This window comes from Imbroritus primus (genome assembly GCF_964332355.1).
Lineage (GTDB): Bacteria > Pseudomonadota > Gammaproteobacteria > Burkholderiales > Burkholderiaceae > Imbroritus > Imbroritus primus.
In genome coordinates this window covers 416,060-440,293 of record NZ_OZ201293.1, presented here as the reverse complement: position 1 = coordinate 440,293, position 24,234 = coordinate 416,060, and the positions used below count along the sequence as shown (strand labels likewise).

Genomic DNA, 24,234 nt, shown 5'->3' with positions numbered 1-24,234 from the left:
CCCGAGCTCCGGGATACGTCGTCGCACCAGGCCAGGCCGCGGTGGCGCGCTTCACCCCGGCCGGTCTGCTGGCTGCGAGTGCTGGCGGCCAGATCAGTGCGCCTCAAGCCGATCCCGGATGGCGAGCCGTCATCATCGTTCGAGCAGCTTGATCAGTTCGTCAGGGACATTGTCGACCCCACGGAGATAATCGATCGGGCGTTTTCCCGCATCGTCTTGCTGGAGGAGATCGATACCGGCGTCGATGAGATGTTTTGCTGTATCGAACACGACCTGCCGGGCGATGTTCGTCCGTTCTGCAAGCACAAGGTGCAGCGCATTCCGCTTGCGGTGATCGAGAAGGTTGATGCCGGCCTCGTGGCGGAGCAGAAGCGCCACCTTGTGCACGCGCAGGTATTTTGCGGCCCAGTGCAGGGCCGTCCGGCCATTTTCATCCGCATGATCGACTGCGACGTTTTTCCGGAGTAACGCCTCCATGACTTTCTCAGTATCGCGATGGCTTTCCCGCGTGGCGCAGATCAGGGGTGTCTGTCCATCTGCCTTGGCAATATTGAAATCCGCTCCGCTTTCCATCAGGATCTCGACGATCTCTACATGCGAGCAAGCGGCTTCAAACAGGCTGGTAAGCCCGCCTTCGCCGACAATGGCCTTGGCCCCGTCTTCCTGGGGCAATGGCGGAGAGCTGATCCGATGGATATCGGGGTGGATAGCCCGGGCCCATTGCTTGACCAGTTCGAGGTTGGGTTTTCCGCCTCGGCGCCGGTCTGCATTGAACTGACGCAGGCACTCCTGGAATGGCGATCGATACTCATTGTGCAATGCGTTGGCAAACACATTGCTCTGGATGAATTTTGACGGAGTAGTAGATTGTTTCCCGCTTCTCGATTTTTGGTCTGAGGCGATATTTTTGAGAAGACCCGTGATCTGGGCGATACCGCCAATCACCTTCGGCATGCGGTCGCTTGAAATACGCGAGAACGCTTCGAGATCGACTCCAACGTGATTGTCCCTATTCAGCAGCAAGCCCCGGATCACGTTATCAGACAGCAGCACTGCACGCTTGCGCGTACTGAAGTTATAGGCAAGCGCGCTGGATGGCAACAGGCCGATCCGCACGAGACCGTCCAGACGCCGTTGAGCATGGGGAATACGCAGCAGTGTGTCGACTTGTGCGGCGCGCTCGTGGTGGTCGGCTTCGAGCACATCGATCCGCTGCTTCATGACCAGCGAGGTCTGACGCAATGCTCTGCGTGCCTGTTTTCCCAAATACCCGGTCACCAGGTTGAGGACCTCCAGGGGCAGCGCCTCGAGCGAGGCCCTTGTATGGGGCGTGGGCGTGGATTTCGAGACCACCGGGGCGCCCGGCCTCGGCAGCTCCGGAGGAAGCGGCAACAGTGCGCCTTGCCCTGGGATTTTTCCTGTCATTGCGTGTTCCGTGAAAATGGGACGAGGAGATGGAACACACATCGTAGTTTTCGTTACGGCCTCGTCCAACCAAACAAATGCAAAATGAGTAGCTGGGGAAATGAGGCGATAAAGTGTGTGGACGCTCTTGGCACGGCTGGCGATGTGCGCCATTCATCCATCCGCCATACTCTGCCTCACCATTTTCAACGACAATACCCGTGCGCCTGCCAACCGGCAGGTCTGTCACTGAGTTGCTGACGGTCGCCACACGTTCGCAAAGGTCGCAATGGATTCCCTCTATCTCGTCGTCGCGCTTGGCGCGATGTTGGCTGGCTTTGTTCAGGGCTTGTCCGGCTTTGCCTTCGGGCTCACCGCCATGTCGCTGTGGGCGTGGACCCTCGAGCCGCGGCTCGCGGCGGCGCTGGTGGTGTTCGGGTCGCTGCTCGGGCAGGTCGTGGCGGCCGTCACGGTGCGGCGCGGCTTCGACTGGCGCTGCCTGCTGCCATTCGTGCTGGGCGGGCTTGCCGGTATTCCGCTCGGCGTGCTGCTGCTGCCGCGCCTGGACATGGACTGGTTCAAGGTGATTCTCGGTACGCTGCTGGTGCTGTGGTGCCCGGCGATGCTGATCATGGCGGCGCGTCCACGCCGGCCGTTCAAGGCTGGCGGGCGTTTCGCGGATGGCCTGGCGGGCATGGCCGGCGGCGTGATGAGCGGCCTGGGCGGCTTTGCGGGATCGCTGCCGACCCTGTGGTGCACGCTGCGCGGTTTCGACAAGGATACGCAGCGCACGGTCATCCAGAATTTCAATCTGTCGATGCTCGCCGTGACGATGGCGATCTATCTGGCCACGGGCCTGATCACGCGCGACATGCTGCCGCTGTTCGCCATCGTGGCGCCAGCCATGCTGCTGCCGGCGCTGTTCGGGGCGCGGGTCTATACGGGCATCAGCGAGGTGGCGTTCCGCAAGATCGTGCTTGGCTTGCTGACGGCGTCCGGCGTAATGATGCTGGCCTCGGCGCTGCCAAGACTGCTGGGCTGGACCGCCTGAGCCGGAGATCGACGGATCACATGCGGACCAGCTGTCGGACGATCCGGACGATCCGGACGATCCGGACGGCATGCTGGCGCGAAGCAGCGGGGCACGCATCCGCAATGTGGACTGCCTTGCCACTTCCGGATGATTGCGCTTGGCGGCCCGGCATCGCAGAATCGACCTGCTGTACCGGTAACGAGCCAGTTACCGCCTTCTGCCAAACGCTGTCTTCAACTCGGGAGTGCGTCATGTCATGGTTCCTGCAAGCCTTACGCAACTACGCCACCTTCAGCGGCCGCGCGCGTCGCAAGGAGTATTGGTATTTCGTGCTGTTCTACATGCTGATCTTTTTCGTGCTGTGGGGGATCGACGGCGCCACGGGTACGGCGGGCGAGAGCAAGGAAGTGGGCCTGCTTTCGGGCATTTTTTCGCTGGCCATGCTGATTCCGTCGATTGCCGTTGGCGCGCGCCGCCTGCATGACACAGGACGCTCGGGATGGTGGCTGCTGCTGTCACTCATTCCGCTGATCGGTGGACTGATCCTGATCTTCTTCATGGTCCAGGATGGCGAGCCGCAGACCAACGCCTATGGGCCCGACCCCAAGGCTGCCTGATATCGTTTGCCAATGCCATACTGATATAGTGCGGCATTCTTTCCTTGCTCCGACCCGCCGATCTGCCGGAACCCGCGTCCAGCCTGTGTCCCGACATTTCGGACCACCATCCGGGTATTTTTCGGTAGCCGGAAACGTCCCCCTCGCCGCATCACTCGCCGCGGCCGAAACGCTCTGATAAGATGCCAGCATCCAGCCCCGGCATGCGTGCCGGGGCATCTCCGGTTTGAGACAGACCGCATCCGACCGCACGCTGCTTTTCACATGCCGACCTTCGCCAAACTTGACGATGCCAGCGATCAGGACCGGCCCACTGAGCCTCCCGGCAGCAGCACGACGCTTCACACCACTGCCGACCGCCAGCTCGACCGTCTGGCGCGTACCGCGCAGCGCCTGACCGGCACAGACAGTTCGGCGATCCTGCTGGTGGAAGGCGACCACCAATGGATCGCCGCCAGCGCAGGACATGTTTTTCCCGATACGCCCCGCACCCTGTCATTTTTCTATCATGCGCTGCAACGCACGTCCATGCTGGTAGAAGACACCCTGGCCGATCCGCGCATGCGTCACCATCCGCTCGTGGCACAGGCGCCAGGCATCCGGATGTATGCCGCATCGCCGCTGCTCGCGGAAGACGGTACCTTGCTCGGCGCGTTCTACCTGTTCGACCATCGGCCCCAGGCGCTGAGCGCCATGCATCGGACCTGCCTCGATGAACTGGCCGGCGTCACCGCCAGTGCCGTGCAACAGAGCCGTGCGCTGGCCTCCATGACGGCCCGCAACGCCACGCTGATGGAAAAAGAGCGACGCATGCTGCTGGCCATCGAGGGCAGCGGCACGGGCATCTGGGACCGCAACGTGGCAGCGGACGAGATCCACTACTCGCGCAGCTGGAAGGCCTTGCTCGGCTATCGCGAGCATGAGCTGACCAACCGCCTGATGGACAGCTACCTGCGTGTACATCCTGACGATATCGACTATGTGCGCGCGACCATACAGGCACACTTCGAACAGAAGACGGAAAGCTACGAGGTGGAGCATCGGCTGCGCTGCAAGGATGGCAGCTATATCTGGGTGTCCAGCCGCGGCAAGGTGGTGAGCCGTACGCCAGATGGCAAACCAATGCGGATGGTGGGTACCACGCAGGACATCACCGCGATGCGCACGATTTCCGAGCGGCTGCGGCAAAGCGCAAAACTGTTGAACGACCTGAGCAGCGAAGTCCCTGGCCTCATGTTCCAGCGACAGCAGCGTGCCGATGGCACGACGCACTATTCATATGTGAGCGCGGGCATCGCCGACATGTATGAGCTGGATCCGGAGGAAGACAGTACGATTGCGCCGGAGGCGATCCATGCGCGCATCCATCCCGATGACCTGCAAACCTATCTGACGTCATTCGAGATCTCGGCGACACAGCAAAAGCCATGGCAACTCGAATACCGTGTGATGCTGCCGCGCCAGGGATTGCGCTGGCGGTACGGCCACGCACGTCCGCAACGCCTCGAGGATGGGACCACGGTGTGGCACGGCCTGATCACCGACGCCACCGAGCGCAAGCGCATCGAAACCCAGTGGCAAGCCCTCGCAACGACCGACTCCCTTACGCAACTGCCCAACCGCCACGCCTTCATGACCAGCCTTGCGGCGGAACTGGCCCGCCTGCAACGCGACAGCACGCGCATGGCGGCAGTGCTGATGCTGGACCTTGACTACTTCAAGTCGATCAATGACCGCTGGGGACATGCCACCGGCGACGCCGCACTGCGCCACTTCGCCAGCCTGCTGCGCCGGCAGTTGCGCCAGGCGGATGTCGCCGGACGCATGGGCGGCGAGGAGTTCGCAGTAATCCTGCATGGCGCCGACACGGCAGCCGCAGCGGCCTTCGCCCGTCGCCTGCAGGAAAGCCTCGAGACCACTCCGCTGCAGCCGGAAGGCCAGGGGCCCATCGCGCTGACGGTGAGCATCGGCATCGCCGCCATGTATGCAAGCGACGGCACGCCCGAACTGGCACTGTCGCGCAGCGACCAGGCGCTGTATCGCGCCAAGGCGGCCGGCCGCAACTGCATCGAGATCGGCTGACCGCCTGAACGGCAGACTGGCGACGCACGACGTTGCCACAGATCACATTGGCTGCGATATCCCATCAAACGGGATGCTCATCGGCACGCGCCCATTCCACCCCGCCGCCGCTCGCCTGCTTCCACACACCCCCGTGCGCTATCCGGCGCATGCTCCCCACCCCGCATACCATCGGAACTTTCAGGACGAGAGCAGTCTGAAGAAGTGTTTTTTGCAATCAAAACAGGGGGAAATCGCTTGCTTATGTCCGTCTCACGCCATGTCTCGGCCGCCGTGGCTGCGCTCGCGTTGTGCGCCGTCACCGGCACAGCCTACGCCCAGCAGTTTGTCAGCATCAGCAACAATGTCGCCAATGTGCGCGCCCAGCCGACTACACGCTCCGAAAAACTGTGGGAACTGAACCGTGGCTATCCGCTGGCCGTGACCAAGCGTCAGGGAAGCTGGCTGAAGGTGCGCGACTTCGAAGGCGACCTGGGCTGGATCTACCGCCCGCTCACAGGCAACACCCCGCATCACGTGGTGCGCGCCAAGGTCGCAAACCTGCGCGCCGCGCCGCAGACCAGTGCACGGCTCGTCGGCAAGCTGGAGCAGTACGAGCTCCTCAAAACTGTCGGCAAGCGTAATGGCTGGGTGCATGTGAAGCGCAACAACGGTCAGCAAGGGTGGGTGGCACAGCGCCTCGTGTGGGGCTGGTAATCGCCACAGCGCGGGTGCAGAGCGCTACAGGTTCCGCGCCCCGATCTTGCCGTCAGTGACGGCAAAGCGGGCCAGTGTCGAGACATCGGTCAGCATCCGCTCAACGGAATCCACGCCACGCAACTCCACCAGCATCTGCTGCGGCGTGACATCGATGCGGAGATAGCCATGCCGGCGACTGTTGGCATACAGCAGGTGGGGATGCAGCCGCACGGCCGCATCCATACGCGCCTGGCCCGGGCCGCGCGAGGTGATGGAGCCGGTGACGAATTCCGTCGCGACCGGCTTGCGTTCCGCATCGGCGGGATTGCGCACGGTGCTCACCATGAAACTGTGCACATCGCCGCCCAGGAATACCGGATTGGAGGGATGGCGCGCGACCAGCGTGTCGATCAGGCGCTGCCGTGCCGCCGGATAACCATCCCAGCCATCCAGGCGATAACGCATCTGGTGATTGATCTCTTCTCCAAGCGGTGAGAACAGCGTCTGCTGGGCCAGCAGGTTCCAGCGTGCCCTGGTCGCCGCCAGCGTGGCATCGAGCCACGCTTCCTGCGCCGGGCCGAGCATGGTGCGCGTGTCGTCCTCGCGCGGCAGGCAGCCCGCCGAGGCACCGGCCGGGGCGCCGGTCCGAAGGTATCCGCAGGCCTGCATCGAACGGTACTGCCGGTCGTCGAGCAGATGGAAATCGGCAAGCCGGCCCCAGTGCCAGGTCGAATACAGCCGTAGTGCGGTTGCGTCGAACAGCATGGCGCGCGGCAACGGCATATGCTCGTAATAGGCGCGATAGGCGGCAGCACGTTGCCGCAGGAAGGCATCGACCGGCGTGCCGTGGCTCGAAGCATCGCCGGCGTAGTCGTTCTCCACCTCGTGATCGTCCCAGGTCAGCAGCCATGGCGCTGCGGCATGCATGGCCTGCAGGTCGGGATCCATCTTGTACTGCGCGTGCCGCTGCCGGTACTCCGCGAGTGTGCGCGGCACCGGGCCGGCATGCTCGCGCACGCGCGGCGGCCGCGTGCTGGTTTCGTAGATATAGTCGCCCAGGAATAGTACGAGATCCGGCTCTTCGGCCAGCATGTGCTGGTAGGCGCCGTAGTAGCCGTGCTCGTAGTTCTGGCATGAGGCCACCGTGAAACGCAGGCGCGGCGCTTCGGCCTCCGGCGCTGGCGCGGTGCGCGTGCGGCCGATGCGGCTGGTATAGCCGCCCGCGCGAAAGCGGTAGAAGAACCATGCCTCCGCTTCCAGCCCGTGCAATTCAACGTGCACGGCATGCGCCTCCTCCGGCCGTGCACGGGCCACGCCGCGCTGCACGATGTGCCGGAAACCTTCATCCTCGGCGATCTCCCATTGCACATCCATCGCCACTGGCGGCATGCCGCCCTGCGCTTCGAGCGGATGTGGCGCGAGGCGCGTCCACAGCACCACGCCCTCATGCGTCGGGTAGCCAGAGGCGACGCCAAGCCTGAAGGGATTGGAGGGAAATGCCGCAGCTGTCACCGGTTCGGCGGCGTGGCTGGCGACCGTTGCCAGCGCGGCGCTGCTGCCGAGCGCAAGCTGCTTGAGGAAATCACGGCGGTCCGGCATGTGGGAGTCCTGTCACGGCGATCCCCCATGGTAACGGACGATTGTGACTGCCGGCGCAGGTGTGTGCGGGATGCCACACCATTGGCCACCCTGCAAACAAAACGCCCCGCCTGGATGCAGCCAGGACGGGGCGGTGGGGGGACAGGGAGGGGCTTAGAGTACCTTGTCGATCATATTGAGCGACTTGCCGATGCTCTCATACACATCGAACTGGTTCTTGATGAACTTGCGGGTCTCGTCCGGACCGATAATGTAGGGAATCGAACCGGCCTGCTCCGTGGCACGACGCCATTTCGGATCCTTGCCCACATCCTGCACGGCCTTCCACAACTGCTCGACCATTGCCGGCGGCATCTTGGACGGAGCGAAGATGCCGCTCCAGCCGGTGATCTTCTCCATGTCCTGCACGCCGGCTTCGCGGGCGGTCGGTACATTCGGCAGATCCTTGATGCGTTCCGGCGTGGTGATGAACATGGCGCGCAGGTCGCCGTGCTTGATCAGCTGCATGAACGGGCCAATACTGCCGCACGCAAAATCCACCTGTCCGGCCATCAGCGCGGCCGTGGCCTCGCCAGTGCCCTTGAATGGAATCTGCTGCGGCGAATTGGCGCCCAGCTTGAGGATGTCGAACAGCAGACGCGGGCCCATGTCGTTGGTGGTAGCCACGCCGGCCGTGGCAAAGTTCATGCCCTTGCCCTTTTCCTTCAGGCCTTTCAGGAACTGCTCGGCATTGGTGTACGGTGAGTTGGCCTTGACCATGCAGCCGTACGGATTCAGTTCGAGCATGCCGATGAAGGTAAAGTCATCCCACTTGTACTTGGTATTCGACGGAGCCACCGCAGGGAGAATCGCCTGGGAACCTGTCCGCGCCAGCAACAGCGTATAGCCGTCGGACGGCGACTGCAGCACCAGTTGCGAGCCGATGATGCCGCTCGCGCCGGGCTTGTTCTGCACCACCACCGGCTGGCCGAGGTAGCTCTGCGCGACCGCCGCGAAGTTGCGGGCAGCGAGGTCGGAATCGCCACCCGCGCTGTACGGCGCGATCAGGGTAATGGGACGGGACGGATACTTGTCCTGGGCCAGCGCCTGGGTCACAGGAACGGCGGCCAGGCATGCTACGAGCAAAGCACTGAGTTTACTGCGCATCATATTGTCTCCTCTACGGGGTACGGCATGCCATGTGGCATGCCGTGTTATCGACGCCGCGTTGTCGAAACTACCTCTTGGCGGGGCTGGCGTCATGTCGAATAACCATCACGCAATCCACCCCGACAGGTCCGTCCGGACCCACCAGAACCGGATTGAGATCAAGCTCCTCTAACTGATCCTCCATTTCGGCTGCCCAGCGCGAGAGGCTGGCCAGCAGGTTGCAAATCTGTGCGCGATCCACGGCAGGCTTGCCGCGCACCCCATCCAGCAAGGCCCCCATGCGCAGCTCTCCGAGCATGCGGGCCGCCTCATCCTCCGCGAACGGCGCGCGGCGGAACACCACGTCGCGCATCACTTCCACCAGTACGCCGCCGCTGCCGACCATGACGATCATGCCGAACGACGGATCGCGCTTGACGCCAACCACCAGTTCCACATGCCCACTGGCCAGCGGCTGCACCAGTACGCCATCGACCTTGGCATCCGGACAATGCCGCGCGGCATTCGCCAGGATGCTGCGATAACCGGTGCGGATCGCCGCTTCATCATTGAGGTTGAGCAGCACGCCGCCGATATCGCTCTTGTGTGTGATGGCCGTCGATTCGATCTTGAGCGCCACGCCCTTGCCGAACTTGTGCCACAGCGCGACGGCATGATCCTCGCTGGTCGCCAGTGCCACCGGCGCCATGGGGATGCCGGCATCCTTGAGCAGGCTCACGCCCTGCACGCTCGGCACCACGCCATCGGGCAGGCGCGGCAGCGTCCGCACGGCATGGACGGCCTGCGGTGCACGTTGTTGCCAACGACGCTGAGCCTCACCATGACGCACCAGCGCAGCAGCGGCATCGACCGCGCGCTCGCCCGCCTGGAACACCGGAATGCCCACCGCCGCCAGCTTGCGCACCGCTTCTTCGGGCGCAGCCACCCAGCACACCAGGCACGGCTTGGTAGCCTTGCGGCAGGTCTCGGTGAGAATCTCGACGAGCACGTCGACGTACGCATGCATCAGCTGCAGCCAGACGATGCCGACGTGGATGTTCGGATCGTCGAGCAGTGTCAGCACCGACTCGCGCAGCAGTTCCGGCTCGCCGACGAACTGGCCGGTGACGTCGACCGGATTGCCGGCCGCACCGAAGGCTGGCAGCAGATCGACCAGGCGCTTGCGGATCGCATCGGTCACCGGCGGCACCGCGAGGCCGACTTCTTCGGCACGGTCGGCCATCATCACGCCCGCGCCGCCCGACTGCGTGGCGATACCGAGGCCGTTGCCCTGCGGCAGCGGGCAGGCGGCCAGCGCCTGCGCCATGTCGAGCAACTGTTCTTCGTTGCGTGCACGGATCACGCCGTACTGCCGGATGACCGCATCGAACACCGCGTCCTCGCCGGCCATCGAGCCGGTATGCGAGGCAGCCGCGCGCGCGCCGGCGGCCATGCGGCCGACCTTGGTCAGCACCAGTGGCTTGCCGAGCTCCTGGCAGCGTTTGGCGAGACGGATCAGCGCCTCGCCATCGCGCACGCCTTCGAGATAACCCGCCGCGACCTTGATGCGCGGATCCTCGATGACCGTCAGCATCAGGTCGGCAAAACCGACATCCGCTTCATTGCCGGTGTTGATGAAATAGCCGAGACCCAGGCCACGCTGGCGCGCGAGCGCAGCAATCGCCGTGCCGAACGCGCCCGACTGCGTGACGAAGGCAATCGGCCCCGACTGCGTTTCGCGGTCGGCATACTGGCTGAAGGTGGCGTAGACGTTTTCAAACGCGTTGATGAAGCCGAGGCAGTTCGGGCCGCACAGCGGCATGCCGTACTCGCGCGCCGCAGCCACCATCTCCGCTTCCATGGCCTTGCCGGCATCGCCCATTTCGCCGAAACCGGAACTGAACACCACGACCGCGCGCGTACCACGCCGGCCCAGTTCGCGAATGGTGGCCAGTACGTCCTGCGCGGGCAGCGCGACGATGGCAAGGTCCGGCGCATCGGGCAGCGCGGCGATGCTGGTGTAGCAGGTCAGGCCGTGCATTTCCGTATAGCGCGGATTGATCGGCCAGATCTTGCCGCGATAGCCCTTCTCCAGCAGATGCTTGAGCGGCCGGCCGCTGACCTTGCCGAACTGCGACGAGGCGCCGACGATGGCAATCGACTGAGGATTGACGAGACAGGTCAGCGCGCTGCGCATGGTGTGTGTTGGCTCGTGATGCGCCGGCCCGTTCATGCATTGCCCTCCATGGATGTGAAAGCCTGAATGCCGGTCTGGGCACGGCCCAGCACCAGCGCGTGCACGTCGTGCGTGCCTTCGAGCGTGTTGACGGTTTCCAGATTCATCAGGTGACGGATCACATGGTATTCGTCGCTGATGCCGTTGCCCCCGTGCATGTCGCGCGCCATGCGCGCAATGTCGAGCGCCTTGCCGGCGCAATTGCGCTTGAGCAGCGACACAGCTTCCGGCGCGGCCTGCCCGGTATCGCGCAGGCGGCTCAGGTGCAGGCAGCCGAGCAGGCCCAGCGTAATTTCGGTCTGCATGTCGGCAAGCTTCTTCTGGATGAGCTGGTTGGCCGCCAAAGGCCGGCCGAACTGCTTGCGCTCCAGCGTGTACTGGCGGGCCGCATGCCAGCAGAACTCCGCCGCACCCATCGCGCCCCAGCAGATGCCGAAGCGCGCGTTGTTCAGGCAGGCGAACGGCGCTTTCAGGCCCACGCCGTTCGGCAGCACGTTCTCGTCCGGCACGAACACATCGTCCATGAAGATCTGCCCGGTGGGCGAGGCGCGCACCGAGAACTTGCCTTCGATCTTGGCCGTCGCCAGTCCCTGCATGCCACGCTCGAGAATGAAGCCGCGTACGGTGTTTGCTTCGTCCTTGGCCCACACCACCATCAGGTCGGCAATCGGCGCGTGCGTGATCCACGTCTTGGCGCCAGTCAGGCGATAGCCGCCGTCGACACGCACCGCGCGCGAGCCCATGCGACCAGGGTCGGAGCCATGGTCCGGCTCGGTCAACCCGAAGCAGCCGAGCAGCTCGGCGCGCGCCATGCGCGGCAGGTATTTCTCGCGCTGCTCTTCCGAACCGAACAGGTAGATCGGCATCATCGACAGCGTGGTCTGTACGCCGAGCGCCGAGCGGTAGGCCGTATCCACGCGCTCGAACTCGCGCGCGATCAGGCCGTAGGCGACGTAGCCCACGCCGGCGCAGCCATAGCCCTTGAGCGGCGCGCCCAAGAAACCGAGATCGGCCATCTCCTGCATGATCTCGATGTCGAACGACTCATTGCGGTTGGCCATCAGGATGCGCGGCATGAGCCGCTCCTGGGCGTAGTCGCGCGCCGCGTCGCGGATCATGCGCTCTTCCTCGGTGAGCGCAGCATCGAGACAAAACGGGTCCTGCCAGTCGAACGGCACGCCGTGCATGCCGGCGCGCGTGAGTTCAGGATTGGTGGCTGGCGCATTCATGGTCATGTCGCCTCCGCTTATCGGCTGGCGCAGTTTTCAAGCACCACGGCAATGCCCTGCCCGACGCCGATGCACATGGAAACCACGGCATAACGGCCCTGCGTGCGCTCGAGCTGGCGCGCCGCCGTGAGCGCGAGACGCGCACCCGAAGCGCCGAGCGGATGGCCCAGTGCGACCGCACCGCCATTCGGGTTGACGCGCGGATCGTCATCGCGCAGCTTGAGCGCACGCGTGCAAGCCAGGGCCTGCGCGGCAAACGCTTCGTTGATCTCGATCACGTCCATCTGCTCGAGCGTCAGGCCGGCGCGCTCCAGCGCCTTGTGGATCGCCGGCACCGGGCCAATGCCCATGATGCGCGGCTCGACACCAACCACCGCGCTCGAGACGATGCGCGCCATCGGCTTGAGGCCGGCGCGCTCGCCGGCAGCCTGCGAGCCAACCAGCAGCGCCACCGCGCCATCGTTTAGGCCCGAGGCATTGCCGGCGGTGGTGACGCCGCCCTGGTGAATCGCCGGCAGCTTGCCCAGCGCTTCCATGGTGGTCGCGCGCGGGAATTCGTCACGAGACACGACCGTGGGTTCTTTCGCGCCCTTGGCCTGGATCGTCACCGGCACGATCTCATCCTTGAAGAAGCCGGCTTCCAGCGCCGCCTGGTACTTGTCCTGCGATGCCTTGGCGAACGCATCCACCGCTTCGCGCGACAGCTCATACTGCTGGGCCAGGTTGTCGGCGGTCTGCGGCATGGAGTCCGCGCCGAATTCCTTTTCGATCTTGGGATTGGGGAAGCGTGCGCCCACGGCCGAGTCGAAGACCCGCATGTCGCGGCTGTACGGCTTGTCAGCCTTGGCCATCACAAAGGCCGAACGGCTCATGCTCTCGACACCGCCGGACAGCATCATCTCGCCTTCGCCCACGGTAATCGCGTGCGCTGCGGAGATCAGCGCGCCGAGGCCGCTGCCGCAGTTGCGCTGCACCACGGTACCGCCCAGCTCCACCGGCAAGCCGGCCAGCAGCACGGCATGACGCGCCACGCAGCGGCTGTCCTCGCCGGCCTGGTTGGCGCAGCCGACGATCACGTCGTCGAGCGTCTTGGCATCGACGCCGGTCTGTTCGATCAGCGCCTTGAAGGTGTAGGCCAGCAGGTCATCGGGGCGCACGGGCGCGAGGCCGCCGGCATTCTTGCCAAAGGGGGTGCGCAGGCCTGCGTAGAGGTAAGCATTCAACATATCGGTGTCTCTCCAGTCTTGTGTCCTTGCCGGAAGCTTCGGCTTCCTTCATCGAGACGCGATCGACAGTGGCCTGCAGTGCACCGCCATGTGGATCGCGTTACATCCTCATGGCGTTCTATTCGCCTGCCTTCATGCTGAGGCCCAGCGCGGCGCGCCGCGCGAACCACACATTGGGGCGGTAGCGGGGATCGCGGAAGCTGTCGTACAGCCCGTCGAGCACCGCTGCCATACGCCCGACCCCAAGTGTGTCCGCAAAGCCCAGCGGGCCGTGCGGATAGGCGAGTCCGAGCGTAACGGCGCGGTCGATGTCTTCCGCCGAAGCCGTACGCGATTGCGCGAGTGCGGCACCGATACTCACGATCATGGCCACAATCCGCTGCGCGATAAAGCCCGGACTATCCCGCATGACCGTCACCGGCACGCCGTCCTTGGCAAAGATGCCGTGTGCGGCATCGCGCCATTGCGGTGCAGTGACGCAGGTGGTCATCACCGTGCGGCGCGTGGCCAGCCCGAAGAGCGTGTCGATAGCCACCGTGCGCTCCGGATCGAGCCCTTCGGCGGCAGCGCTGCGCGAGGCATCGCTGCCCAGCGGCGTGACCACGCACAGCGCCTGGGCCGAGGGCGCGGCACCATCTTCCACACGCACGCCGAGGCGCGTCAGCAGTTCCACCACGGCAGCCCGCTCTTGCGGCAGCGCATGGCTGACCCACACGGGCACATCGGGCGCGGCCGGCGCGGGCGCTTCTTCGGGCTGTGCGGCGCCCTCGCCGTAGCCATAGAAGCCTTCACCGGTCTTGCGGCCCAGCATGCCGCCCTTGACGCGCATCTCCATCATCAGCGCCGGGCGATAGCGCGGCTCCTGGTAAAACTGGTTGTAGATCGCATCGGTGGCCGGATGATTGACATCGAGCCCGATCAGGTCGAGCAGCTCGAAGGGGCCCATGCGGAACCCGGCGGTATCGCGCATCACGCGATCCACATCAGCGAAGGTCGCGGCGCCTTCCGCCACCACGTTCACGGCTTCGAGCGTGAAGCCGCGGCCGACCTGGTTGACGAGGAAGCCCGGCGTATCCTTCACGCGCACCACTTCCTTCTTGATCGAACGCGCCGCCTGCATCAGCGTCTCGGCCACTTCCGGCGCGGTCTTCAGGCCATCGATCACCTCGACCAGGCGCATGCGGTTGACCGGATTGAAGAAGTGCAGCCCCGCCACGCGCTCCGGATGCTTGCAGGCTGCCGCGAGCGTGGTGATGGACAGCGACGAGGTATTCGAGGCGATGATGCAGCGCGGCCCGACCAGTGCTTCGAGCTGGGCCAGCAGCGTGCGCTTGGCATCGAGATCTTCGATGATGGCTTCGACCACGAGGTCCGCGCCATCGACCGCGGCAAGCTTCTGCGCGGGCTGGATGCGAGCCAGCGTGGCGGTCATCTGCGCAGCATCGAGCCGGCCCTTGGCGACGTCCTGCTCCATCAGCGCGCGAATCTTGACGAGGGCGCGATCGGCCACGCCCTCGTTGGCATCGATCATGGCAACCTGGTAGCCGGCGCTGGCAAAGGCATGGGCAATGCCCAGTCCCATTGCGCCCGCGCCGACCACGGCGACTTTGCGAATCGCATCGGTCATGTGTTTCAAGCTCCGGTAAAAGTGGGGGTGCGGCGTTCCATGAAGGCCTGCATGCCTTCTTTCTGGTCGGCCGTATCGAACAGCATTTCAAAAGCGCGCCGCTCGAGCATGAGGCCCGCCTCGAGCGAGGCGTCCGCGCCGGCGAGGGCGACTTCCTTGATAAAGCGGATGGCCTGCGGCGGACGCGAGGCGATGGTGGCGGCCATGGCGAGCGCGCGCTCCATCAGCGCCCCTTCCTCGACCACTTCGGTCACCAGGCCAGCCTGGTAGGCGCGCTGCGCCGAGAGCGGCTCGCCGGTGAGCAGCATGCCCATCGCCTGGTACTTGCCCATGGCGCGCATCAGCCGCTGCGTAGCACCGCCGCCGGGCATGATGCCGACGGTGACCTCGGGCTGGCCGAAACGCGCGTTGGCTTCCGCCAGGATGATGTCGGCATGCAGCGCCAGCTCGCAGCCGCCACCCAGCGCCACGCCATGCACAGCCGCGATGACCGGCCTGGAACATTGCGCGATGGAGCGCCAGTAGCGCGGCACGCCGATCTGGTTGACCTCGGCGGGGCCGAGCGGCGCCATTTCCTTGATGTCGGCGCCGGCCGCAAAGCACGGGCCCTCGCCACACAGCAGGATGCAGCGCGTGTCGTCATCAATATCGAGGGCATCGAAGGCTGCCGCCAGCGCCTGCCGCAACGGGGTGTTGAGGGCATTGCGCGCTTCGGGCCGGTTCAGGCGCAGGCGCGTGACGCCCGGCGCGGGCCGGTCTTGCAGCAGGATGGACGCAGATGACGACATAAGCTCTCCTCCGACAACGTGAGTTGATCTTAGGCCAGAACCTTTATTCACATCCTTTTGATCTATGATGATGAATATTCACCATACAAATAACACTCACACCCAACGGAGGAGACGCCGTTGAACCTGCGCACGTTCGACCTGAACCTGCTGCTGATCTTCGATGCCATCTACACCGAACGCAGCATTTCCAAGGCGGCGGAACGGCTGAGCCTGTCGCAGCCGGCCGTGAGCAACTCGCTCGCCCGCCTGCGCGACCGGCTCGACGACCCGCTGTTCCAGCGCACCGCCGAAGGCATGGTGCCGACGGCCCGCGCACGCGCGCTGGCCGAGCCGGTGCGGCAGGCGCTCGACCTGATCGGCAGCGGCCTGCAGAGCAAGCATGCCTTTGACTACCGCCAGTCCAGGCGCACCTTCGTGATTGCCGTGGAGGACTACGGCGAGGCCGTGATCCTGCCGCGCTTCGTGGACTGGGTCGCCCAGGTCGCGCCGGAGGTGCGCATCAAGATCCGTCCCGAGCCGGCCAACCAGTTGCGCGAGGAACTGAAGAGCGGACGCGTCGATCTCGCCATCGACTATTTCGTGCTGCGCCACACCGAATATGTCAGCCAGCGCGTGATGACCGATTCGCTGCTCAGCCTGACACGCCCCGACCATCCCGGCGTGGGCGACAAGCTCACGCTCGAGACCTATCTGCAACTGCGGCATGTGGCCCTGCTGCCACGCAACAGCGCACAGCCAATGATCGATCTGGTGCTGGCACGCCGCCGCCTGGAACGCCACATCGCGGTGGAGGTGCCGCACTTCCAGTCGATGCCGATCATGGTGCAGACCACCAGCATGATCTGCACGCTGCCCAAGCGCATGGCGACGCTGTACGCCGACCAGTTCCGCCTCAAGACGCACATTCCGCCGGTGGATACGCCGGATTTTCCGATCTACCTCGTCTGGCACAAATCGGCTGAGGAAGACATGGGCCACCGCTGGCTGCGCGAGAGCCTGATGGAGCTGTGCGGCCGGCTGTGAGGACGCGCCCCGGGCGGCGTGGCACGGCAGCATCTGCAGCTGCCGCGCCACCGGCTACCACACCATGGTCCGCCGCCGGGCTGCACGCCGCGCAGGAGACATTTACAATGCATCACTTCAGCGGGCCTGCCGGCCTGCGCCTGTTTGGCTTTCGAGGCCTGTGTTGCCCGCCATCGCACCTTCTTCCGTTGCGCTCCGCCCTGTTCCGCCGCTGCCCCATCGGCATGCCGGCGCGATGAGTCGCGCGCGCGGATCGGCGGCAGCCCACCCGTCTAGCCGCCCACTTCCGGACCTGTATTCGTGAACTCCCCCGCCCTTGCCGCCCTCCTGCCCGTCATCCTGCTGATCGCACTCGGCTGGACCGTGGCCCGCGTGAACTGGGTCAGCAAAGCCTCGCTCAAGGACTTTACGAACCTGCTGTTCCTGGTGCTGCTGCCCGCGCTGCTGTTTCGCACCATGGCGCGCGTCAAGCTGGCGGAACTCGACTTCGCGCCGATCGGCATCTACTTCCTCTCCGTCGGCATCGTGTTCGGCGTGACCATGCTGCGCTTTGGCTTCAACACGCTTTCCGCTGCACGCGGCCTGGCGCACATCTTCAGCAATACCGTGCTCATCGGCGTGCCGCTGATCGGACTGGCATTCGGCGAGCAGGGCCTGGTCGCGCTGTTTACGCTCGTCTCTGTGCACTCGCTGGTAATCCTCACCACCGTGACGCTGATCTTCGAGCTGGCGATTGCCCGCGAGCAGCGCGCGGCCGGCATCGGCGCACACCATTCCCTGCTGCGTACCGTCCTGGTGGCGGTGCGCAAGAGCATTCTCCACCCGGTACCGCTGCCCATCCTGATCGGCCTGCTGTACGGCCAGCTCGGCCTGCCGCTGCCCGAGGTCGTCGATATCTCGCTCAAGATGCTCGGCGCCGCCATGGGCCCGCTTGCGCTGCTGCTGGTCGGCGCCACGCTCGCCTACACCCCCATGGGCTCCATGTGGAAACCCGCGCTGCGCATCGCCCTTTGCAAGGTGGTGGTGCACCCGCTGGTGTTCCTCGCCTGCGCCTGGGCGCTCGGCCAGCGCGGCCCGGCCATCAACATCATGCAGCTGCTGGCCGCCCTGCCCGTGGGCGCGAACGTGTTCCTGTTCACGCAGCGCTACAAGGTCGCCGAGGACGAAGTCTCCACCAGCATCGCCATTTCCACGGCGATGGCGCTGGTGACCGTGCCGGTGGTGCTGGCGCTGCTGGCGCGCTTCGGATAACGCACCGGGCGGCCGTGCGCCCGGCAACCGGCTCGACGTCGCTCCACGCCGCTCCACATTTTCCGCCCCGCCCTGCCGCATTGCGCGGCTGTGGCTTCTCCATTCCGCCCGCTTCACCCATCCCGCGCCCATCGCCCTGGCGCCTTGCCGGAACGTTTTCCGGCGTCCATAGTGCATGAAGATGCGGTGCCGGCCGTGCCCGATCTGGACCCTGATTCGGCACTCGATCCAGCACCCGATTCGGCACCCCCTTGGCCCCGCAAAAATCCTGGAACGCGGCGGCTCGAGGCGGCATCCAATGCCGCACGATGACAGCCACGCCGCGCTTCGCACACGGACAGGACCATGCCACTCTCGCTTGTACGCACCGCCGACCCTACCCTGCCAGACGAGGCGCTGGCCTGCCGGATCGCGGACGGCGACACCGACGCGCTGCAGGTACTGATGCGCCGCTACAACCGCACGCTGTTCCGCACGGCGCGCAGCATCCTGCACGAAGACCGCGATGCCGAAGACGCCGTGCAGGATGCCTTCTACCTGGCGTATCGCGCCATGGGCACGTTTCGCGGCGAGGCACGGCTCTCGACCTGGCTGGTCCGTATCGTCGCCAATGAAGCCAAGCGACGCCTGCGCCGCCGCAAGCGGCACAGCGCCGTCATCGTACTGAACGACAGCCCCCACCGCACAGGCGAATCCCCGGAGCCGAGCATGGATGATGAGGCACCCGCAGCGCAACACACGGAGCAGCCGGACGCAGCCATCTTTCGCGCCCAGACCCGCAAGCTCCTCGAGTCGCGCATCGATGCCCTGCCCGCCGTCTACCGCACGGTGTTCGTGCTACGCGCGGTGGACGACATGCCCGTGGAAGACGTTGCCGCCTGCCTCGGTATTCCCGCCGCCACGGTGCGCTCGCGCTTCTTCCGTGCGCGCGGCCTGTTGCGCACCGCGCTGATGCGTGACATCGGCGTGGGCCTGGAGGAGTCATTTGCCTGTGCGGGCGCGCGTTGCGACCGCATCGTTGCCGGCGTGCTGGCCCGGATCGAATCGCGCGCAGCCCGCTAGCACGGCAACCGCTGCACGCCACACTGGAGAATAACCATGTCTTTCCTGAATTTTTCGGATGCCCCGCTGCTGCAAGGCGGGCGGCGCGCCTTTCTCGGCCAGTCCGGACTGCTGCTGTCCGGCACCGCCGTGGCCCTGCTCGCCGGACGCGATGCACTGGCCAAGACCGGCCACGCCAACACCGCCAACGACGTCGGCATCCTGAACACCGCACTGGGCGCCGAACTCGAAGCTATTGCCGCCTACCAGCTCGGCGCGGAAAGCGGTCTGCTACAGAAACCGGTCCTCGATCTCGCCGTGACCTTCCAGGGCCACCACAAGGAACACGCCGACGTGCTCGCCAAGACCATCCAGAAACTCGGCGGCAAGCCAGTCGACGCCAAAGCCAAGTACCAGTTCCCCACCGACTCGCTGAAGAACCAGACCGACGTGCTGCGCTTTGCCGCCTCGCTCGAAAAAGGCGCGGTCAGCGCCTACCTGGGCGCCGTGCCCGTATTCGGCAACCGCGATCTCGCCAAGGCCGCCGCCAGCATCCTCGGCGATGAAGCCATGCACTGGGCCGTGCTGCGCAACGCCCTCGGCGAAGCGCCCGTACCCTCGGCCTTCGTGTCATGACACCGCGCGCAGCCCTGCGGACAGCGGCATGGGCAACCACACTCGTGCTGCTGTCCACCACCAGCCACGCGGCAAGCGGCGCCACACCTGCCGACCTGCAACGCGGCGCTGCCATCTACGAGCGCTGTGTCGCCTGCCATGCCTTCGAGTACGACCGGACCGGCCCGCGCCACTGCGGCCTGTTCGGCCGGCGTGCGGGGACGGTGCCGGGTTTTCAGTATTCGGCCGCGATGCGGGAGTCGAATATCGTGTGGAATGAAAAGACGCTGGATGTGTTTTTGAAGAGTCCCATGACTGCGGTTCCGGGGACGTCGATGGGATATGCGGGGATTGCGGATGCGGGGGAGCGGGAGGCGTTGATTGGGTATTTGAAGAAGGAGGGGAAGGCGGCGCGATGCCGAAAATGAATTGCTTGGCACGCCCATATCTCAGAGACGTAGCCATTTCGGTTTCGATAGGTAATATTCACTCTGCCGCTGTGAGACGCATCGCAAGCCTCACGCGCAATGACCTCGTTGGTTTGATCGCAAGCAAATCTGGGAGAGCTTGGTTATAGCCAAAAAGTCTGAGTACCGAGAATCTTTGTTAGCGGTGGGGGGATATTGCCCTGCATTAGACTCAGTTGATTGACGATACGTGGAAAAGGGTGATTCCAGCTGTTTGTACCACACGAGATTGGCGCTTCGATGGCCGAAAAGGCTTTGAGCCATGCTTGAACATCGAGCGCACCAGCGCACCCCCCGTGATGGGGCGTAACCAAGACTAGCGGGTTGGTTCGTGAGAGATGATGCGTGACGTCAAGTAGCTTAGGATAATGATGATCACCGGTAAGTAATGCGTTCTTACCTGCGCCTACGATGCCTAAGGCAATGCCGGTCTGATTCCGTGACTGACCAGCAGACGCACGAAATACCCGAATGTGTCCTGGTGACGCGATATGCACGAGTTCAATGGTTCTACCGGGCTTAGTCTTGCCTGCGGGCGCGAGTGCTTTTATGGAAACGTTTTCGCTATCGAGCAAGGCCTTAATGCTCTTGTAAGTAGCAGTGTTTGGTACTTGACTGGGTACGTAGACGCAGGCAATTTTTTGCAACTCCTTTCTAGTGAAGCGCTGGAGGGCCTGATAGTGATCGACATCCCAGTGGCTGATGACAATGTAGACGGGTAGGCTCTCTTTGGTGATTTGGCGCCCTCTTACAAGCGCTCGCACTTGTTTTGCTGAAAACGATTGGCAAGCTCCTGTATCGTAGATAAGTATTGCATCGTCGAAATAAACTTGGTTCCAATTTCCGTGGCCGCAATCGACAACGTCTAGCCGTATAGGGCTAGGTGTCTTAGACATGCTGGAAAAGGCAAGTGGGCTTTCAGTTGGTGTCAGCACAGCGTAGTTTTGAGGGGTCCGAAAAGAAGGAAAATGGATGGTACGGTTCTGGCCCTCTAGTACTGCTCGCAAGAAGGTAGATCCTGCTTCTGCTGGTGCGACATCGCGATATCGAGCACCATCCCAGATATCCACTGGCAGATCGTACCAAGCGCCTTCTCGCATACCACTCTGGCCCTTAGTTTCGTAGCGAAGCCTAATCATGGAGGAACGCCTGTTTCGTCCAGGGCGAATATCGGGCGCGTATCGGGCGCGTAGCTCAGTATGAGCGGTCATACTTTCGACGTCGACGATAGCTTCGTGGTAGTTGGTACCGGAAATGCGACGGACCTGTTGTGCATACATGAGCACTCTTCTTCTCCTAGTGTCGCCTTTTGATTTACGATTGGTAAGGCTATGGTAACCGACATAAAATCGCCAATGATTAAGGCGCATGGAGATCCGCCTATGAAGGCTATCAGCAAAATTGAAGCCGCCGCTCAGCAACTCGACACCGCCATCGATTTGTATTTCGCCAATGTGAACGGACTTGCTGTTTACACCCTCGCCTACGCGAGTTTCAAGGTACTCTTTGATGTTTATCCGCATCAACAAAATGACGGTTTCTGCACGCAGCTTGACGACATTATCGCGGCCGAAGGATGGAAAAGCATGTCGCGGCCAGCCAACTTCTTGAAGCACGCTGACCGCGATCCCAACGCTCTGCTCGAAAATTATCACCCAGACCAAGGAATGTCTGTTATTGGCCTCGCCACGCTTCTTTATCGGCGACTAGCTGGAGACTTCACTCCGAGGATGCGCGCATTCGATTTCTTGGTGGAGGAGGCTGGGTACGATGAGTTAGATGTCGAGGAAGTCGACGAGAATACGGCAAGGGTCGAGCACCATGGTCGCGTTAGGGAAGCTGTGCGTGCTATGCCACGTGATCAGAGAGTCGCGTTCGCCCAGAAAAAGTACCATTTTTTCCTCGAAAATTACGAGCGTTTAAACGCTCTCATTGACGAATGCAGAACTTCCGGCCTAACCCTCACTGAGATAATGAACAAGCATCTTTTAGGATCCGAAAACACCGTAGATTGATCCACGTCCAGATAGGTTTATACGGTATGCAATGTTAGCTCATCTCCTATTGCCCGGACGCGTGGTCGAGATGGCTTTGGCAAACGGCAGTCTGTTGCTCGTCACCGGTCCTCTGTTCATAGGTTGGGAGTGACCACCCGTGATCCACGCTCCCCTCCTCCCAGCTCCATCCACAAAAAACCCGCAGCACTTTCGCACTGCGGGTTCTCATTGACATCATTCCATTGATCCAAATCAGAACGGAATATCGTCATCCATATCCTCAAACCCATTCGACGGCGCCTGCTGCTGGCGGCGTGGGGCCGGGGCGCGTTCGCCGCCACCCTGGCCGCCACCACCGGAACGGCCGCCGTAGCCACCACCGCCGCCGCCCGACGATTCGCGCGAGTAGCCGCCGCCACCGCCGCCTTCACCACCACCGCTGCCGCCACGGCCGCCCAGCATCTGCATCTGTTCGGCCACGATTTCGGTGCTGTACACGTCCTTGCCGTCCTTGTCCTGCCATTTGCGGGTGCGGATGCGGCCTTCGATGTAGCAGGAGGAGCCTTTCTTGAGGTATTCGCCGGCGATTTCGGCGAGGCGGCCGAAGAAGGCGACGCGGTGCCATTCGGTGGCTTCTTTCATGTCGCCGCTGGACTTGTCCTTGTAGCGGTCGGTGGTCGCCAGGCGGATGTTGGTCACGGCATCGCCGCTGGGCATGTAGCGGGTTTCGGGGTCGGCGCCGAGGTTGCCGACGAGGATGACTTTGTTGACGGATGCCATGGTGTTCTCCCGGAGAGCCGCGCCTGCTCCGGCGCGGTAAAGGGTTCAGGATGAAGGGTGTGGATTGCTTGCTGCTTGAGACTCGATAACGCTGGCCTGCCGCCCGTCCTGCTCAGGCCGACACGGGTTGCGGCCGGCGGCGCGAGGGGGGTGCTTTCATGTTCCACGCGATTATAAGCCACAGCCCGAGCACGGCTGCACAGCCGTAGAACACGGCGGGCCGGCCGGCCTGTTTGAGCAGCAAACCGCCGACGGCGCCGCCGACGAACATGCCGAGCGCCTGGGTGGTGTTGTACACGCCGAGGGCTGCGCCGCGCGAGGCCTGGGCGAAGCGTGTGACGAGCGACGGCTGCATGGCTTCGAGGATGTTGAAGGCGAAGAAGAACAGCAGCAGTGCGCCGACGATGGGCCACATGGCGTGGACCTGGGCGAACAGCAGTTGCGCCAGCGTGAGCATGGCAACGGCGGCCAGCAGCACCTGGCGCACCTTGCCGTGGCGCTCGGCCCAGATCATGGGTGGCACCATCAGCACGAAGGAAACAAGCACCACGGGCAGGTAGACCTTCCAGTGCGCGGTCAGCGCGATGCCGGCATCGCTCAGCATGGACGGTACGACCATGAACATGGCGACCTGGGCCGCATGCAGGGCCAGTACGCCGACGTTGAGGCGCAGCAGGTCGGGATTGGCAAGCACGACGCGGAACGGCGTGCGGTCGGTGGCGCTAAGTGCGGGCGGCGTGGGCACGCCGAACAGCACGACGCCGATGGCGATGGCGCCGAGCACGGCCATCAGCCAGAACATGCCGGACATGCCCATCCACTGGTACAGCGGCGAGGCGATGACGAGCGATAGCGCAAAGGTGAGGCCGATGCTGCCGCCGACCATGGCCATGACCTTGGTGCGGTGCTGCTCGCGCGTGAGGTCGGCGAGGCAGGCGGTGATGGCGGCGGAAATCGCGCCGGTGCCCTGGATGGCGCGGCCGATGGTGATGCCGAGCAGGGTGTCGGACATGGCGGCGACGATGCCGCCGGCAATGAAGCACACCAGGCCGAAGAGCATGACCGGCTTGCGGCCGATGCGGTCGGACAGCGCGCCGAGCGGAATATGGAGGAAGGCCTGCATCAGGCCGTAGATGCCCATGGCAAGGCCGACACGCTGGGCGTCGTGTCCGTCCGGCAGGGTGCGCGCGTATTCGGCGAACACCGGCAGGATGAGGAACAGGCCGAGCATGCGCAGCGCGAAGATGCTCGCCAGCGAACCGCCGGCGCGCCATTCGAGCGCCGACATGCGGTCGCGCGTGGCGGATTCTGCAGCAGGGGTAGAAGAAACTGGGGACATGGCCCGTGCAATGTGTGGGTTGGCCGCTCCGAGGAGCGCGGTTCCACGCCTCGGCAGCACATTGACAGCCA

General features: G+C 63.9%; 21 protein-coding genes. 10 read left to right on the top strand and 11 right to left on the bottom strand.

The genetic code is table 11. The features are described 5' to 3' along the window. Positions 1–132: 132 nt before the first annotated feature. Positions 133–1,578: an ankyrin repeat domain-containing protein gene (locus ACQ3C8_RS01990; protein ID WP_428852270.1), complete on the bottom strand. Its 1,446-nt coding sequence runs from the start codon at positions 1,576–1,578 to the stop codon at positions 133–135. 115 nt (positions 1,579–1,693) lie between these two features. Here ACQ3C8_RS01990 and ACQ3C8_RS01985 point away from each other — a divergent pair, with 115 nt between their 5' ends. From ACQ3C8_RS01985 to ACQ3C8_RS01970, 4 genes are all read left to right on the top strand, one after another. Next, positions 1,694–2,455 (top strand): sulfite exporter TauE/SafE family protein, encoded by a 762-nt coding sequence (locus tag ACQ3C8_RS01985; protein ID WP_009522950.1) that lies wholly within the window; start codon positions 1,694–1,696, stop codon positions 2,453–2,455. Positions 2,456–2,688: 233 nt separating this feature from the next. Next, on the top strand, positions 2,689–3,054 hold the full coding sequence (locus ACQ3C8_RS01980; RefSeq protein WP_428852269.1) for a DUF805 domain-containing protein: 366 nt from the start codon (positions 2,689–2,691) through the stop codon (positions 3,052–3,054). Between the two features lie 264 nt (positions 3,055–3,318). After that, the gene (locus ACQ3C8_RS01975) at positions 3,319–5,136 is read left to right on the top strand and encodes a sensor domain-containing diguanylate cyclase (RefSeq protein WP_428852268.1); all 1,818 of its coding nucleotides are present in this window, start codon (positions 3,319–3,321) and stop codon (positions 5,134–5,136) included. Positions 5,137–5,379: 243 nt separating this feature from the next. Next, positions 5,380–5,832, top strand: coding sequence for an SH3 domain-containing protein (locus tag ACQ3C8_RS01970; protein ID WP_428852267.1), 453 nt, complete (start codon positions 5,380–5,382; stop codon positions 5,830–5,832). Between the two features lie 24 nt (positions 5,833–5,856). On the opposite strand, the gene ACQ3C8_RS01965 is transcribed toward ACQ3C8_RS01970, so the two are convergent. The 7 genes from ACQ3C8_RS01965 to ACQ3C8_RS01935 form a co-directional block, all read right to left on the bottom strand. After that, positions 5,857–7,413: an alkaline phosphatase D family protein gene (locus ACQ3C8_RS01965; protein WP_428852266.1), complete on the bottom strand. Its 1,557-nt coding sequence runs from the start codon at positions 7,411–7,413 to the stop codon at positions 5,857–5,859. Between the two features lie 153 nt (positions 7,414–7,566). Next, positions 7,567–8,562 (bottom strand): Bug family tripartite tricarboxylate transporter substrate binding protein, encoded by a 996-nt coding sequence (locus ACQ3C8_RS01960; protein WP_428852265.1) that lies wholly within the window; start codon positions 8,560–8,562, stop codon positions 7,567–7,569. A gap of 67 nt (positions 8,563–8,629) precedes the next feature. Beyond that, a complete protein-coding gene (locus tag ACQ3C8_RS01955) occupies positions 8,630–10,774 on the bottom strand; it encodes an acetate--CoA ligase family protein (RefSeq protein ID WP_428852264.1) in 2,145 nt (714 codons plus the stop codon). Beyond that, positions 10,771–12,006, bottom strand: coding sequence for an acyl-CoA dehydrogenase (locus ACQ3C8_RS01950; RefSeq protein WP_428853014.1), 1,236 nt, complete (start codon positions 12,004–12,006; stop codon positions 10,771–10,773). Before ACQ3C8_RS01950 ends, ACQ3C8_RS01955 begins: the two co-directional genes overlap by 4 nt. A 17-nt stretch (positions 12,007–12,023) precedes the next feature. Further along, positions 12,024–13,232 carry a 3-oxoadipyl-CoA thiolase gene (locus tag ACQ3C8_RS01945; protein ID WP_009522942.1) on the bottom strand — a complete coding sequence of 403 codons (1,209 nt, stop codon included), beginning with the start codon at positions 13,230–13,232 and terminating at the stop codon, positions 12,024–12,026. A 118-nt stretch (positions 13,233–13,350) separates the two neighbouring features. After that, positions 13,351–14,859, bottom strand: coding sequence for a 3-hydroxyacyl-CoA dehydrogenase (locus ACQ3C8_RS01940; protein ID WP_428852263.1), 1,509 nt, complete (start codon positions 14,857–14,859; stop codon positions 13,351–13,353). Between the two features lie 5 nt (positions 14,860–14,864). After that, positions 14,865–15,647, bottom strand: a complete 783-nt coding sequence (locus tag ACQ3C8_RS01935; RefSeq protein WP_428852262.1) for an enoyl-CoA hydratase-related protein — start codon at positions 15,645–15,647, stop codon at positions 14,865–14,867. Positions 15,648–15,767: 120 nt separating this feature from the next. Between ACQ3C8_RS01935 and ACQ3C8_RS01930 the strand changes: the two genes are divergently transcribed. The 5 genes from ACQ3C8_RS01930 (at position 15,768) to ACQ3C8_RS01910 (ending at position 20,008) form a co-directional block, all read left to right on the top strand. Next, positions 15,768–16,673: a LysR family transcriptional regulator gene (locus ACQ3C8_RS01930; protein ID WP_428852261.1), complete on the top strand. Its 906-nt coding sequence runs from the start codon at positions 15,768–15,770 to the stop codon at positions 16,671–16,673. Positions 16,674–16,973: 300 nt separating this feature from the next. Beyond that, on the top strand, positions 16,974–17,924 hold the full coding sequence (locus tag ACQ3C8_RS01925) for an AEC family transporter (RefSeq protein WP_428852260.1): 951 nt from the start codon (positions 16,974–16,976) through the stop codon (positions 17,922–17,924). 345 nt (positions 17,925–18,269) lie between these two features. Then, entirely contained in the window at positions 18,270–18,986 is a 717-nt protein-coding gene (locus ACQ3C8_RS01920) for an RNA polymerase sigma factor (protein WP_428852259.1), read from the top strand. A gap of 36 nt (positions 18,987–19,022) precedes the next feature. Continuing rightward, positions 19,023–19,601, top strand: a complete 579-nt coding sequence (locus tag ACQ3C8_RS01915; RefSeq protein WP_428852258.1) for a ferritin-like domain-containing protein — start codon at positions 19,023–19,025, stop codon at positions 19,599–19,601. Next, complete coding sequence (locus ACQ3C8_RS01910; RefSeq protein ID WP_428852257.1) at positions 19,598–20,008, top strand: c-type cytochrome; 411 nt, start codon at positions 19,598–19,600, stop codon at positions 20,006–20,008. Before ACQ3C8_RS01915 ends, ACQ3C8_RS01910 begins: the two co-directional genes overlap by 4 nt. A 143-nt stretch (positions 20,009–20,151) precedes the next feature. Here ACQ3C8_RS01910 and ACQ3C8_RS01905 read toward each other — a convergent pair whose 3' ends face one another. After that, positions 20,152–21,327 carry a hypothetical protein gene (locus ACQ3C8_RS01905; RefSeq protein ID WP_428852256.1) on the bottom strand — a complete coding sequence of 392 codons (1,176 nt, stop codon included), beginning with the start codon at positions 21,325–21,327 and terminating at the stop codon, positions 20,152–20,154. 102 nt (positions 21,328–21,429) lie between these two features. On the opposite strand from ACQ3C8_RS01905, the gene ACQ3C8_RS01900 reads away from it, so the two are divergent. Then, positions 21,430–22,062, top strand: coding sequence for a hypothetical protein (locus tag ACQ3C8_RS01900; protein ID WP_428852255.1), 633 nt, complete (start codon positions 21,430–21,432; stop codon positions 22,060–22,062). Between the two features lie 234 nt (positions 22,063–22,296). Here ACQ3C8_RS01900 and ACQ3C8_RS01895 read toward each other — a convergent pair whose 3' ends face one another. After that, the gene (locus tag ACQ3C8_RS01895) at positions 22,297–22,824 is read right to left on the bottom strand and encodes a single-stranded DNA-binding protein (RefSeq protein ID WP_428852254.1); all 528 of its coding nucleotides are present in this window, start codon (positions 22,822–22,824) and stop codon (positions 22,297–22,299) included. Between the two features lie 112 nt (positions 22,825–22,936). Further along, positions 22,937–24,163: an MFS transporter gene (locus ACQ3C8_RS01890; protein WP_428852253.1), complete on the bottom strand. Its 1,227-nt coding sequence runs from the start codon at positions 24,161–24,163 to the stop codon at positions 22,937–22,939. Between the last annotated feature and the right edge of the window lie 71 nt (positions 24,164–24,234).